Consider the following 13,122-nt stretch of genomic DNA (forward strand, 5'->3'; position numbering starts at 1 on the left):
TTCGTAAACGATGCATTGTTCCACGTGTTTCGCTGTCCAGCCGATTTAGCTACTTCAAGAGTTTACGGTTCTTGGCGCTTTGCGCTTTTACTATTTGGAGGTGAACACATCCATGTCTCCGTCAGAAGCATTATCTCAATTTAAAAGCTACATCCAACTTGAAAAAAATTATTCAGAACACACTGTTCGTGAATATGAATCAGATCTACTCTACTTTTTCGAATTTTTACAATCCGAAGGAATAAAAAGTCTACATGACGTTGAATATATACACGCGAGGCTATATGTCACAAAACTGTACGATGAATCTCTTTCTCGTACCTCAATTTCAAGAAAGATTTCGGCGATTCGCTCTTTCTATAAGTTTGGTAACCGAGAATTCGGTTTAAAAGAAGATGCCTTTCGCTCGTTATACCATCCTAAAAAAGAGGAACGACTTCCTCATTTTTTTTATGAAGAAGAATTACAACAAATATTTCAGGCAACCGAAGGCGACGATCATATGGCACTTCGCAACCGTGCGATACTTGAACTGTTGTATGCTACAGGAATTCGTGTGAGTGAGTTAACGTCATTAGAAGAGCGCGATATTGATAAGCGTCTTGGCATATTGCGTGTAATGGGCAAGGGTCGTAAAGAGAGATATGTACCGTTTGGTCAATTTGCTCAAGATGCAATGGAACACTATATGGACTTGGCACGTCCTAAGTTAATGAAACAATCTAAACACAGCTTCGTATTTACGAATATGCGCGGCCAGCCATTGACGCCACGGGGTGTAAGATATATACTGAGCGACTTGGTTAAGAAAGCATCATTGCATACAAAAATCTATCCGCATATGTTGCGGCATACATTTGCAACACATTTGCTAAATAACGGAGCAGACTTGCGAACAGTGCAAGAATTGCTTGGACACAGTCATTTGTCTTCGACGCAAGTTTATACGCATGTAACGAAAGAACATTTACGAAAAACTTATATGAATGCACATCCTAGAGCATAATAAAGGGATGAGCTAAACGAGAGGTGAACATCTTGGGAGAAATCCATGCAACCACGATCTTTGCAATTCAGCATAAAGGAAAATCTGCGATGGCTGGAGATGGCCAAGTTACGCTAGGCAATCAAGTCGTTATGAAACATACAGCTAAAAAAGTAAGACGTTTATACAATGGTCAAGTACTTGCAGGTTTTGCAGGTTCAGTTGCGGACGCTTTTACTTTATTTGAAATGTTTGAAGCGAAGTTGATGGAGTATGACGGGAACTTACAGAGAGCCGCAGTCGAACTTGCGCAACAATGGCGAGGCGACAAAATGTTACGAAGACTTGAAGCGATGCTGCTTGTGATGAATGAAGAGACACTTTTATTAGTTTCTGGAACAGGTGAAGTAATTGAACCGGATGATGGCATTTTAGCCATTGGTTCAGGTGGGAATTTTGCTTTAGCAGCCGGACGTGCGTTAAAACAATATGCTGGTGAGTCAATGAATGCAAAAGAAATTGCAAAAGCGGCGTTGACTACTGCTGCAGATATTTGTGTATTTACGAATCATCAAATTATTGTGGAGGCGTTGAACGAATGACGAAACAACAATTAACACCCAAGCAAATTACTGAGCACTTAGATCGATTCATCGTCGGTCAAAAAGAGGCTAAAAAATCTGTAGCAGTTGCTTTACGTAATCGTTATCGTAGAAGTTTATTGTCTGCAGACATGAAAAATGAAGTGATACCTAAAAATATTCTGATGATTGGTCCTACTGGTGTTGGTAAAACGGAAATTGCGAGAAGGATTGCTAAGTTAAATAACGCACCGTTTATCAAAGTAGAAGCAACCAAGTTTACAGAAGTTGGGTATGTTGGACGTGACGTTGAGTCCATGGTTCGTGATTTAACTGAAGCGGCCGTGCGAATTGTCAAAGAAGAAATGACTGAAGGCGTAAAAGATCAAGCGGAACGGTTAGCAAATGACGCGATTGTTCGTCTGCTTGTCCCTTCTTTGAAAAAGAAACATAATGCTCCAAATCCATTTGAAATGATATTTGGACAAAAAGAAGAAACAGAAGAACCGGCAACAGATGATACCGACATTCGTTTGAAAAGATCCCAAATCGCAGAAGACTTGAGAGATGGGAAGCTTGAAGACGAATGGGTAAACGTAGAAGTTACCGAACAAGCTCCTTCCATGTTTGATGCATTCCAAGGCTCTGGAATGGAAAACATGGGGCAAAATATGCAGGATGCTTTAGCTAACTTAATGCCAAAGAAAAAGAAAAAGAGACGTTTACAAGTTAAAGATGCTCGTCGTATTTTGACGATTGAAGAAGCTAGTAAACTGATTGATTCTGAGGAAATGGCTCAAAAGTCAGTTGAACGTGCAGAGCAAACTGGGATTATATTTATTGATGAAATTGATAAAATTGCAAGTAAGGGTGGCAGCGGTTCATCTGCTGATGTTTCTCGTGAAGGTGTGCAACGTGATATTTTACCAATCGTTGAAGGATCAACAGTGCAAACCAAATATGGTGCTGTGAAAACAGATTATATGTTGTTCATTGCAGCAGGAGCTTTCCATACAGCAAAACCATCTGATTTGATTCCTGAACTACAAGGCCGTTTTCCAGTTCGTGTAGAACTTGAGAAATTGACTAAGCAGGATTTTGTTCGTATTTTAAAAGAGCCTGATCACTCATTAATTCGTCAATATAAAGCGTTACTTGATACTGAAGGAGTTACTTTAGACTTTTCAGATGGTGCAATTGAGAGAATTGCTGAAATTGCAACCGAAGTAAATCAAGAAACAGACAATATCGGGGCACGTCGTTTGCATACGATTTTAGAGAAGTTACTTGAAGAGCTTTCATTCGAAGCATCTGAAATTTCACCCGCGCATATCGACATTACGGCGTCATATGTCGACCAAAAACTTGGAAATATCGTAAAAAACAAAGATTTGTCACAATTTATTTTGTGATTTGAATTTTATCTATATCCAAAACAATTAAAAACCTTTAGAATATTGAATAAATAGCAACACCCATATTAGGAGGAAACATTCATGAACTTATTAGCGAAAACTAGACAAATCAACTCAATGCTTCAAGCATCAGCAGGTAAACAAGTTAACTTTAAAGAAATGGCAACAACACTTAGCGGTGTTATCGAATGTAACGTCTTCATTCTTAGCCGTAAAGGTAAATTATTAGGATTTGAAATTAATCAACAAATTGAAAACGAACGTATGATTCAAATGATGGAAAACCGTCAATTCCCAGAAGAGTACACAAAAAACCTTTTCAACGTAAACGAAACATCTTCAAACTTAGATGTCTACAGTGAACACACAGTGTTCCCAGTAGAAAATCGTGAATTGTTTAAAGAAGGTTTGACAACGATTGTTCCAATCATCGGTGGTGGAGAACGTTTAGGAACATTAATCCTTGGTCGTTTGACAAATGAATTCCATGATGATGATTTAATTCTTGGTGAATATGGTGGTACAGTTGTTGGGATGGAAATCCTACGTGAAAAATCAGAACAAATTGAAGTTGAAGCACGTACGAAAGCTGTTGTTCAAATGGCGATCAACTCATTATCATACAGTGAGTTAGAAGCAATTGAACATATCTTCGAAGAGCTTGATGGCAACGAAGGCTTGCTTGTAGCTTCAAAAATTGCTGACCGCGTTGGAATTACACGTTCAGTAATCGTTAACGCTCTACGTAAATTAGAGAGTGCTGGTGTTATTGAATCTCGTTCTTTAGGAATGAAGGGAACATACATCAAAGTATTAAACAACAAATTCTTAAACGAATTAGCTCAACTTAAACTTAAATAAGTACAAGCCAGCAACCACAAAGACCTAAGTCTTTGTGGTTGTTTTTTTATTATTTAGGACACGGTGTACGTTGATTTAGCACGAATTCATGACATTTAAGATTATTATGATATATGTTCTTTTATCAAAAAGTCAGCTTGGTTAATTTTAAGAAACCATATCAATTGCAGGAATTTTATCATTCAATCTGAAGATTTGTCGCTTCTATCCAAGATCTTTGAATGGTTTTGATTTTGCTGCGCTACTGTTGAACCCTTTAGTGAACAGAAAAAATGAATTCCGAAAGCATATTAACTCAGGTTTCCAGTGATGTATAACAGGTTGAAATGGAGCGAAGGACGCACAACGGCAGCAAGATGGGCAAGTGACGAAGTCACAAGCCCATCCTCTTTATTCTCTAGATTATGGTGCAGCAGGTGAAGCGTCCAGTGCGACCTGTAACCTATTTTTATCAACTTATAGCCCTGAATTATGTGGTTTTAGTGTTTTTCAGACGTCAATGCCTAATTTTCAGACGTGGAGGATGTTTTTTCAGACGTCAACGCCATTTTTTCAGACGTCAACCTCGAAAAGTCAGACTGAGAATTTCAGGAAGGATGAAATACGGATGTTATACATCGTCCGTCATTACTTTTCTATATAGTAAGTGTCCCTACTGACTTTAAAAAGTAGATTTGTATATAAATTAAGCAGACAGAGGCCGAAATATCATCTTCGGCCGAATATCTTTGTAAAGGAACCAACGATTCTCTAGTAAACCAAACGCTCCTAACTTTGAGCTTGCAGGTTGTAAGGAAGCGAAGGACGCACAAGGGCAGCAAGATGATCTGAAAAAAGAAAGCATGGGCAAGTGACGAAGTCACAAGCCCATCCTCTTTGTTCTCTAGATCAAGGTGCAGCAGGTGAAGCGTCTAGAGCGACCTGTAACCTATTTTTATCAACTTATAGCCCTGAATTATGTGGTTTTAGTGTTTTTCAGACGTGGAGGATGTTTTTTCAGACGTCAATGCCTATTTTTCAGACGTCAACCTCGAAAAATCAGACTGAGAATTTCAGGAAGGATGAAAATCGGATGTTATTTTCCCATATAGTAAGTGTCCCTAATATAACTCTAAAGAGTAGTCTTGAAAATAAAATAAGCAGAAAGAGACCGAAATAGCATTTTCGGTCGAACATCTACTTATAGAGACCAACGATTCTCTAGTAAACCAAACGCTCCTAACTATGTGCGTCCAGGTTGCAAGGGAGCGAAGGACGCACAACGGCAGCAAGATGATCTGAAAAAAGAAAGGATGGGCAAGTGACGAAGTCACAAGCCCATCCTCTTTATTCTCTAGATCAAGGTGCAACAAATGGTGCGTCCAAAGCGGACTGAAAACCATATTGCATTATTGGATGTATCCAAGGTTTAATCCAACTTTAAAGCTAAGTATAAAAGTAATCTTGTAAATAAATTAAGCAGACAGAGGCCGAAATATCATCTTCGGCCGAATATCTTCGTAAAGGAACCAACGATTCTCTAGTAAACCAAACGCTCCTAACTTTGAGCTTGCAGGTTGTAAGGAAGCGAAGGACGCACAACGGTAGCAAGATGATCTGAAAAAAGAGAGGATGGGCAAGTGACGAAGTCACAAGCCCATCCTCTTTATTCCCTAGACCAACGTGCAGCAAATGGTGCGTCTGAAGCGGACTGAAAACCTTATTGCATAAGTGGATGTATTCAAGGTTTAATATAAATGTTTCAGTAATAAGCAAAAAACCTAACAAGAAGAATAAATCACTCTCCTATTAACGCTAAAAGTTTACACAATACATTAAAATTTTTAACTAAACACTTGCGAGGAAATTCTAGATATGGTATATTTGCAAACGGTGTTATCACACACGCATTTGGATAGTGACAAGTGGTCCTTAATCATATTGAGGTCTTGAGCGCTAGTCGAAGAATGCGGAGGGAAAAAAAACCAATATCAGGAGGAAACAAAAAATGTCAGTAATCTCAATGAAACAATTACTTGAAGCAGGTGTACACTTCGGTCACCAAACACGCCGTTGGAACCCAAAAATGAAAAAATATATTTTTGTGGAACGTAACGGTATCTACATCATCGATCTTCAAAAAACGGTTAAGAAATTAGAAGAAGCATACGAATTCATGCGTCAAGTTGGTGCTGATGGTGGTAAAGTTCTTTTCGTAGGTACGAAAAAACAAGCACAAGAAGCAATCAAAGAAGAAGCAGAACGTTCAGGTATGTACTATGTTAACCAACGTTGGTTGGGTGGAACATTAACTAACTTCGGTACGATTCAAAAACGTGTTAATCGTTTAAAAGCAATCGAAAAAATGGAAGAAGACGGTACTTTCGAAGTTCTTCCTAAAAAAGAAGTAGTTCAACTTAAAAAACAACACGAACGTCTTGTTAAATTCTTAGGCGGTATTCGCGATATGAAAGGTGTACCGGATGTAATGTTCGTAGTAGACCCACGTAAAGAGCGTATTGCTGTTGCAGAAGCTATTAAATTGAACATTCCTCTTGTAGGAATTGTTGATACAAACTGTGACCCAGACGAAATTGACTACATTATTCCTGCAAACGACGATGCTATCCGTGCCGTTAAATTATTAACTGGTAAAATGGCAGACGCGTTACTTGAGTCAAAACAAGGTGAAGATCAATCAGCTGAAGCTGCTGAGTAATCCCACGTATTTTCCAGGTGATAAGCGGCTTAAACCCCTTATCACCTTTTTTTGAGAAATAACACAAAGTTGATACTTGAATAGGAGGAAACAACAATGGCAGTAACAGCACAAATGGTAAAAGAATTGCGCGCAAAAACAGGCGCAGGTATGATGGATTGTAAAAAAGCATTAGTAGAAACAGACGGTAATATCGATGCAGCAGTAGACTTTTTACGTGAAAAAGGTCTTTCAAGCGCAGCTAAAAAAGCTGATCGTATTGCAGCAGAAGGTACAACTTACATCTTAACAGAAGGTAATGAAGCTATTCTTCTTGAAGTAAATGCTGAAACTGATTTCGTTGCTAAAAACGAAGGTTTCCAAACTTTAGTAAGAGAATTAGCTGAGCACTTATTAGCTACTAAACCAGAAACAGTTGAAGAAGCTAATGCTTCGACTATGTCTAACGGCTTAAATGTTGCAGACCATATTTCAAACGCAATTGCTAAAATCGGTGAAAAAATCACATTACGTCGTTTTGTAATTCGTACAAAAACTGACAATGATTCTTTCGGTCCATACTTACACATGGGTGGTCGTATTGGAGTTCTTGTAATGCTTGAAGGTTCAACTGATGCACAAGCAGCTAAAGACGTTGCTATGCACGTTGCAGCTTTAAACCCACAATTTATTTCTCGTGATGAAGTTTCTGAAGAAGAAGTAGACCGCGAGCGTAAAGTATTAACTGAGCAAGCTTTAAATGAAGGTAAACCAGAAAACATTGTTGCTAAAATGGTAGAAGGCCGCCTTGGTAAATATTTTGAAGAAGTTTGTTTACTTGACCAATCATTCGTTAAAAACTCGGATCAAAAAGTTAAAGATTTCGTGAAAACAACGGGTGGTACTATCACTGAATTCGTACGTTATGGTGTTGGTGAAGGAATCGAAAAACGCCAAGATAACTTTGCTGAAGAAGTAATGAGCCAAGTTAACAAAAAGTAATAAGTAAAATCTCCATCTTAGCTCGAAGCTGAGCTAAATAAATAACTGATTCACTCTAGGGAGCACGATTCTGTGTTCCCTATTTTTCGAGAAAAAAGTGTAATGGAGGCTACTTATGAGCGCACCACAATACAAACGAGTTGTTTTAAAATTAAGCGGAGAAGCTTTAGCTGGAGAACAAGGTTTTGGTTTATCCCCGGAAATTATTATGTCTGTTGCTGAGCAAGTGAAAGAAGTAGTCGAACTGGGTGTGGAAGTTGCTGTAGTTGTTGGTGGCGGAAATATCTGGCGTGGTAAAGTTGGTAGCGAAATGGGTATGGACCGTGCTACTGCGGACTATATGGGTATGTTAGCTACTGTTATGAACTCTTTAGCATTGCAAGATTCACTTGAAAAGTCAGGCGTTGAAACACGCGTTCAATCATCTATTGAAATGCGACAAGTTGCTGAACCATATATTCGCAGAAAAGCGATTCGACATTTAGAGAAGAAACGCGTAGTTATTTTTGCGGCGGGTACAGGAAATCCTTACTTCTCCACAGATACAACAGCAGCTCTTCGTGCAGCAGAAATCGAAGCTGATGTTATTTTAATGGGTAAAAACAATGTTGATGGTGTTTATTCAGCTGATCCAAAAACAGATAGTAACGCTGTAAAATACGATAAATTAACTTTCTTAGAAGTTATTCAACAAGGTTTACAAGTAATGGATTCAACTGCATCTACTTTATGTATGGACAACGACATCCCACTCATAGTATTCTCAATTATGGAGAATGGAAATATTAAACGTGCCGTATTAGGTGAAAAAATTGGAACAATCGTTAGGAGGAATTCGTAATGTCAAAACAAGTGATTGATCAAACAAAAGAAAGAATGTTAAAGGCGATTCAAGCTTTAAGTCGTGAGCTTTCGACGATTCGTGCAGGTCGTGCAAGTTCATCTTTATTGGACAAAATCTCAGTTGATTATTATGGCTCACCTACGCCAATTAATCAGATTGCAGGAATTGCTACACCTGAAGCTAGATTGATAACAATTCAACCTTATGATAAAACAGCGCTAGGCGACATTGAAAAAGCAATTCAAAAATCAGACCTTGGGATTTCCCCAACGAATGATGGAACGATTATTCGTATCGCTATCCCTGCTTTAACAGAAGAACGCCGTAAAGATTTGGTGAAACTCGTTAAAAAAGAAGCAGAAGAAGCAAAAGTCGGTATTCGTAACATTCGTCGTGATGCGAATGATGAATTGAAAAAATTAGAGAAGAAAAGTGAAATCACTGAAGATGATTTACGTGGATTCTCAGACAGTGTGCAAAAATTAACTGATGAACATATTGTTCAAGTTGATCAAGTTGCCAAAGAAAAAGAAAAAGAAATCTTAGAGGTTTAATATTTTGAACTTTTCAGCTGTTAAGACGTTCCTATAAATTAGGACGTCTTTTTTTGTGGGAATTGAAGAAAATTCCACCGTTTTTTGATATGATAAGAAAGACAACATTCCGATAAGTGCGTAAAGTGGAGGACTCAACATGTTACATAAACTCATTCGGAGAAAACCCGAACGACAAAATCAAACGCTGGCGGAGCGAATCTCGCATTCTAAAAAAGAACATATTCCTGCTCACATAGCCATCATCATGGATGGTAATGGGAGATGGGCAAAAAAACGCGCTCTTCCACGTGTAGCTGGTCATCACGAAGGTATGAAAACTGTGCGGAAAATTACACGACTAGCAAATGATTTAGGAGTACGTGCACTTACTGTGTATGCATTTTCAACCGAGAACTGGAAGCGTCCAAAACTTGAAGTTGATTTCATCATGCGCTTGCCTGAAGAGTTTTTAGGGAAGTATCTTCCTGAGCTTATTGAGCAAAATGTGAAGGTTGTCATGATGGGTGAAAATGAAACCTTACCTCGACATACGCAAGCGGCAGTTGAAAAGGCAATTGAACAAACAAAAGACAACACAGGCTTAGTATTAAATTTCGCTTTGAATTATGGAAGTCGTGCAGAAATAGCACAAGCAATGCAAAAGATTGGACAACAGATCCAAGCCGGTACACTTGATTACACCGATGTAAATGAAGATTTAGTTTCAAAGCATTTAATGACTTGTGATTTGCCTGAACCAGACTTACTTATTCGTACGAGTGGAGAAGTCCGACTTAGTAATTTCATGTTGTGGCAACTTGCATATACAGAGTTTTGGTTCACGGACACATTGTGGCCAGATTTTGATGAATCTTGCTTACTTGATGCTGTTGAAAGCTATCAAAACCGAAATCGCCGTTACGGGGGATTGAAGGGAGAAGAAAAAAATTGAAACAACGCATCATTACAGCAGTAATCGCCGCAGCTCTGTTCATTCCAATAGTAGTGCTTGGTGGACTGCCATTTACAATTCTCGTTTATGCAATGGCGGCAGTAGGATTATTTGAAATATTACGCATGAAGGGTCTTTCCATATTTTCGATTCATGGATTCATCACGTTATTCGCCTTATTCGCATTTTTATTACCAAGCAAGTGGTCGATTCCATTAATGGAAACCACGGGGTATACCAAAATTGATTTCGCACTTATTGCCGTTCTTTTATTATTAACGTATACCGTGGTTGTAAAAAATCGTTATACTTTTGAGGATGCTGCATTTTCAATTTTAGGGGCATTGTATGTGGGTATAGGTTTTTTCTATTTTATAGAAACTCGAGCAGTTGGAACTGAATTCGTCATTTTCGCATTATTGATTATTTGGACGACTGATTCAGGTGCCTATTTTACAGGGAAAAAATTTGGGAAAAAGAAACTGTGGCCTGAAATTTCTCCTAATAAAACCATTGAAGGTTTTTTAGGAGGAGTTGCTGCGGCTATTATTTTTGCGCTCATTTTTCACTGGATCACACCAATTAGTTCATCATATATGATTCTTATCATTGTCACGATTTTAGCTTCCGTCTTTGGACAAGTAGGAGATTTAGTTGAGTCAGCGCTTAAACGTCAATTCAACGTAAAAGACTCAGGAAATATATTGCCAGGACATGGTGGGATTTTAGACCGATTTGATAGCTTATTATTTGTATTACCGCTTTTACATTTCTTGCATTTTGTTGTTTAAGGAGATTTACAGTTTATGACAAAGCATATTACTTTATTAGGGGCAACTGGTTCGATAGGTATTCAAACAATCGACATCATAAAAGAGCACCCACAAGAATTTAAATTAGTAGCATTTTCTGCAGGTCGAAATTTAGATAAAACGAGAGAAATTATTCGTGAATTTAGCCCATCACTTGTATCAGTTCAAGATGAAAATGACGCAATTCTTCTAAAAAAGGAATTTCCGAGTATTGAACTAGCATATGGTAGCAAAGGGTTGATTGATGTAGCAACACATCCCGACGCGTCAGTCTTAGTAAACGCAGTTTTAGGTAGTGTAGGGCTTGAATCAACTTTAGAGGCAATTAAACAGCAAAAAACAATTGCTCTCGCAAATAAAGAAACGCTCGTTACAGCTGGACATCTTGTCATGGCCGCAGCCGCTAAATATCAGTCTCCAATTTTACCAGTTGATAGTGAGCATTCAGCACTTTTTCAATCGATGAATGGCGAAAAGCGAAGCCAAGTCAGCAAATTAATATTAACGGCTTCTGGTGGTAGCTTTCGTGATCGAACAAGAAAAGAGTTAGAAAGTGTAACGATTCAAGATGCTCTAAATCATCCAAACTGGTCGATGGGTGCTAAAATCACCATTGATTCGGCAACAATGATGAATAAGGGATTAGAAGTGATTGAGGCTCAAGTATTATTTGATATGTCTTACGACGATATTGACGTTGTGTTACACAGAGAAAGTATCATTCACTCAATGGTGGAATTTCATGATACGAGTGTTATGGCTCAACTCGGTACACCTGACATGCGCGTGCCTATTCAATATGCACTTTCTTATCCAGATCGTTTGCCAAGAAAACAGGCAAAGCGTTTAAATCTTGTTGAAATAGGTAAACTGCATTTTGAGGAAATGGATTTACAACGTTTTCGTGCTTTACAACTAGCATACGATGCCGGACGAGCTGGTGGTTCAATGACAACTGTGTTAAATGCTGCGAATGAAGCAGCAGTTGCATTGTTTTTAAATGGAGACATTCGATTCTTACAAATCGAAGAATTTATTGAACGTGTAATGGACAAACATGTGGTCATTACAACACCTGATTTAGAGACGATTTTACACGTAGATGCTATGACGAGAAAAGCTGTTCAAAACATGGTAAAATGATGACAGAATGATAACAGCAAAACGCTGTAAAAAGGTGGGACTTTATGGAGACAACCATTGCTTTTATCTTAATATTTGGATCGCTTGTATTTTTTCATGAACTGGGTCACTTTATTTTTGCTAAACGAGCAGGAATCATGGTTCGTGAATTTGCAATAGGTTTTGGACCTAAAATAGTTGCTATCACAAAAGGCGAAACTCTTTATACACTTCGTTTACTTCCACTTGGTGGATATGTCCGTATGGCAGGAGAAGATATGGATTCGGTTGAATTACAACCAGGATTCCGAGTTGGTTTAGTATTAAATGCTAAAGAAGAAGTTGTGAAAATTGTTTTAAATCAAAATAAGCAACAGCAAGATATGTTGTTTTTAGAAACAGAACGTGCTGATTTAGAAAAAGGTCTTTGGATTGAAGGCTATGATGAAGAAGAGCGATTAGTAAGATACAACGTTTCTCGAAAAGCTGTCGTTACAGAAAATGGAAAAGATACGTTAATTGCGCCTCATGACCGTCAGTTCGGCTCGAAATCAATTGGTAACCGTTTTATTACGATTTTTGCGGGGCCATTGTTTAACTTTATTTTAGCTTTCTTCATTTTCTTAATGATTGGCTTATTACAGGGTGTTCCCACATACGAACCAATCATATCGGATGTACAAGAAGGTGGCCCAGCCCTCGAAGCTGGTATGCAAGATGGAGACTTAGTGACGAAAATTGATGGACAATCAATTAATTCATGGCAAGATTTGGCTTCAAAAGTTCAGGAAAGTGCTGGTGAAGCTTTAAGTTTTGAATATGTTCGAGATGGGGAAGTAATTAATTCAACCATTACACCAAAAACCGTCGAACAAGAGGGAAAAACTTTTGGTCAAATAGGTGTTTTATATGAAAGCCCTGTTGAAAAAAATCCATTAAAAGCTGTTGCCTTTGGTGCGGAACAAACCGTAACTTGGATCGTGAAAATATTTGAACTGCTTGGCATGTTGGTAACTGGTCAATTTACGATTGATGCATTATCTGGTCCGGTAGGAATTTACAAAGCGACTGAACAAGTGGCACAATATGGCGTATTTAATTTAATGAATTGGGCAGCCATTCTAAGCATTAACTTAGGGATTATGAACTTACTTCCATTACCAGCACTTGATGGCGGACGATTATTATTCTTCTTAATTGAGGCGGTACGAGGGAAACCTGTTGATCGTCAAAAAGAAGGTATGGTCCATTTTGTAGGCATCATGTTGCTAATGGTACTAATGGTAGTTGTAACCTGGAATGATATTCAGAGATTTTTCTTTTAACTAATAAATA

At 38.3% G+C, this 13,122-nt stretch carries 12 protein-coding genes; all 12 read left to right on the plus strand.

Translation table 11 applies throughout. The features are described from left to right. Positions 1–112: 112 nt before the first annotated feature. The 12 genes from xerC (at position 113) to rseP (ending at position 13,112) form a co-directional block, all read left to right on the plus strand. Positions 113–1,006: a tyrosine recombinase XerC gene (gene xerC, locus ACFPYN_RS02500; protein ID WP_377732328.1), complete on the plus strand. Its 894-nt coding sequence runs from the start codon at positions 113–115 to the stop codon at positions 1,004–1,006. Between the two features lie 32 nt (positions 1,007–1,038). After that, positions 1,039–1,587, plus strand: coding sequence for an ATP-dependent protease subunit HslV (gene hslV, locus ACFPYN_RS02505; RefSeq protein WP_377732329.1), 549 nt, complete (start codon positions 1,039–1,041; stop codon positions 1,585–1,587). Next, a complete protein-coding gene (gene hslU / locus ACFPYN_RS02510) occupies positions 1,584–2,978 on the plus strand; it encodes an HslU--HslV peptidase ATPase subunit (RefSeq protein WP_377732330.1) in 1,395 nt (464 codons plus the stop codon). Before hslV ends, hslU begins: the two co-directional genes overlap by 4 nt. Before the next feature lie 84 nt (positions 2,979–3,062). Then, positions 3,063–3,842 carry a GTP-sensing pleiotropic transcriptional regulator CodY gene (codY, locus tag ACFPYN_RS02515; protein ID WP_377732331.1) on the plus strand — a complete coding sequence of 260 codons (780 nt, stop codon included), beginning with the start codon at positions 3,063–3,065 and terminating at the stop codon, positions 3,840–3,842. A 1,987-nt stretch (positions 3,843–5,829) separates the two neighbouring features. After that, the gene (gene rpsB / locus ACFPYN_RS02520) at positions 5,830–6,540 is read left to right on the plus strand and encodes a 30S ribosomal protein S2 (RefSeq protein ID WP_377732332.1); all 711 of its coding nucleotides are present in this window, start codon (positions 5,830–5,832) and stop codon (positions 6,538–6,540) included. 96 nt (positions 6,541–6,636) lie between these two features. Next, positions 6,637–7,521 carry a translation elongation factor Ts gene (tsf, locus tag ACFPYN_RS02525; RefSeq protein ID WP_377732333.1) on the plus strand — a complete coding sequence of 295 codons (885 nt, stop codon included), beginning with the start codon at positions 6,637–6,639 and terminating at the stop codon, positions 7,519–7,521. Between the two features lie 115 nt (positions 7,522–7,636). Continuing rightward, on the plus strand, positions 7,637–8,362 hold the full coding sequence (pyrH, locus tag ACFPYN_RS02530) for a UMP kinase (RefSeq protein WP_377732334.1): 726 nt from the start codon (positions 7,637–7,639) through the stop codon (positions 8,360–8,362). Then, on the plus strand, positions 8,362–8,919 hold the full coding sequence (frr, locus tag ACFPYN_RS02535; protein WP_377732335.1) for a ribosome recycling factor: 558 nt from the start codon (positions 8,362–8,364) through the stop codon (positions 8,917–8,919). The genes pyrH and frr overlap by 1 nt, the downstream gene beginning before the upstream one ends. Positions 8,920–9,058: 139 nt before the next feature. Continuing rightward, a complete protein-coding gene (locus ACFPYN_RS02540) occupies positions 9,059–9,853 on the plus strand; it encodes an isoprenyl transferase (protein WP_377732336.1) in 795 nt (264 codons plus the stop codon). After that, entirely contained in the window at positions 9,850–10,644 is a 795-nt protein-coding gene (locus tag ACFPYN_RS02545) for a phosphatidate cytidylyltransferase (protein ID WP_377732337.1), read from the plus strand. The genes ACFPYN_RS02540 and ACFPYN_RS02545 overlap by 4 nt, the downstream gene beginning before the upstream one ends. 15 nt (positions 10,645–10,659) lie before the next feature. Then, positions 10,660–11,808, plus strand: coding sequence for a 1-deoxy-D-xylulose-5-phosphate reductoisomerase (gene dxr, locus ACFPYN_RS02550; RefSeq protein WP_377732338.1), 1,149 nt, complete (start codon positions 10,660–10,662; stop codon positions 11,806–11,808). Positions 11,809–11,852: 44 nt separating this feature from the next. Further along, on the plus strand, positions 11,853–13,112 hold the full coding sequence (gene rseP / locus ACFPYN_RS02555) for an RIP metalloprotease RseP (protein ID WP_377732339.1): 1,260 nt from the start codon (positions 11,853–11,855) through the stop codon (positions 13,110–13,112). Positions 13,113–13,122: the final 10 nt, after the last annotated feature.

It is taken from the genome of Paenisporosarcina macmurdoensis (genome assembly GCF_042658845.1).
GTDB classification, from domain to species: Bacteria; Bacillota; Bacilli; order Bacillales_A; family Planococcaceae; genus Paenisporosarcina; species Paenisporosarcina macmurdoensis.

Coding starts and splice junctions, on each gene's coding strand:
- xerC (WP_377732328.1), top strand. CDS start 113: ATGTCTCCGTCAGAAGCATTATCTCAATTTAAAAGCTACATCCAACTT.
- hslU (WP_377732330.1), top strand. CDS start 1,584: ATGACGAAACAACAATTAACACCCAAGCAAATTACTGAGCACTTAGAT.
- codY (WP_377732331.1), top strand. CDS start 3,063: ATGAACTTATTAGCGAAAACTAGACAAATCAACTCAATGCTTCAAGCA.
- rpsB (WP_377732332.1), top strand. CDS start 5,830: ATGTCAGTAATCTCAATGAAACAATTACTTGAAGCAGGTGTACACTTC.
- tsf (WP_377732333.1), top strand. CDS start 6,637: ATGGCAGTAACAGCACAAATGGTAAAAGAATTGCGCGCAAAAACAGGC.
- pyrH (WP_377732334.1), top strand. CDS start 7,637: ATGAGCGCACCACAATACAAACGAGTTGTTTTAAAATTAAGCGGAGAA.
- frr (WP_377732335.1), top strand. CDS start 8,362: ATGTCAAAACAAGTGATTGATCAAACAAAAGAAAGAATGTTAAAGGCG.
- ACFPYN_RS02540 (WP_377732336.1), top strand. CDS start 9,059: ATGTTACATAAACTCATTCGGAGAAAACCCGAACGACAAAATCAAACG.
- dxr (WP_377732338.1), top strand. CDS start 10,660: ATGACAAAGCATATTACTTTATTAGGGGCAACTGGTTCGATAGGTATT.
- rseP (WP_377732339.1), top strand. CDS start 11,853: ATGGAGACAACCATTGCTTTTATCTTAATATTTGGATCGCTTGTATTT.